Origin of the sequence: Kitasatospora griseola, from assembly GCF_014648555.1 — a bacterium.
Classification (GTDB): Bacteria; Actinomycetota; Actinomycetes; order Streptomycetales; family Streptomycetaceae; genus Kitasatospora; species Kitasatospora griseola.
Genome location: NZ_BMRI01000099.1, coordinates 1 through 568, shown reverse-complemented (window position 1 = coordinate 568; position 568 = coordinate 1). Strand labels below are relative to the sequence as shown.

Annotated in this window: 1 protein-coding gene; it reads right to left on the bottom strand. The window is 72.0% G+C overall.

What is annotated here, in order from left to right:
• A partial coding sequence (locus IEZ12_RS37265; RefSeq protein WP_229848729.1) for an IS701 family transposase occupies nucleotides 1-568 on the bottom strand: 568 nt, incomplete at both ends.

The window sequence follows — 568 nt, the reverse complement described above, 5'->3', positions numbered from 1 at the left end:
CCGCGACGGCGATCAGCTCGTTCAGCGTGGCGTCGGCGGGCGCGTAGGCAATGTAGTAGGCGATCTTCGTCGAGTCGGTGGTGCTGCGGCGGGCCAGCACCCAGTGCCTGCGGTCGGGCCGGTGCCAGGGCCGGACCTCGACGCGCGCCCAGTCGTAGACCCTCGGGCCGTGGGCGCCCTCTCCGCACGAGCGGCGCTTCCACTTCTGGCGGGGCAGGCCGGCGACCAGGTCGTGGAGAGAGTGGTCGGGGGCCCGCCGGGTGACGACGGTGTCGTGCCGGGTGGTGGCCACGACGTGGAAGACGTCGGCCTGTTCCAACTCGCTCCGCCAGCCCTTGCTGTAGCCGTAGCCCGCGTCCGCGGTCAGCCAGCGGAACGGGATCCCGTCGTCGACCGCACGGCGGACCATCGCCCTCGCGAGGTGGACCTTGGTGGCGAACTCGACGTCGTCGCCGATGCCCGTCTCCCGGCACCGCTCGCGGTCGTCGGTGCAGGATTTCGGCAGGTAGAGGGCCCGGTCGATCAACGTCCGGCCCCGCTCGCCCGAGTAGGCGAGGAACACTCCGAC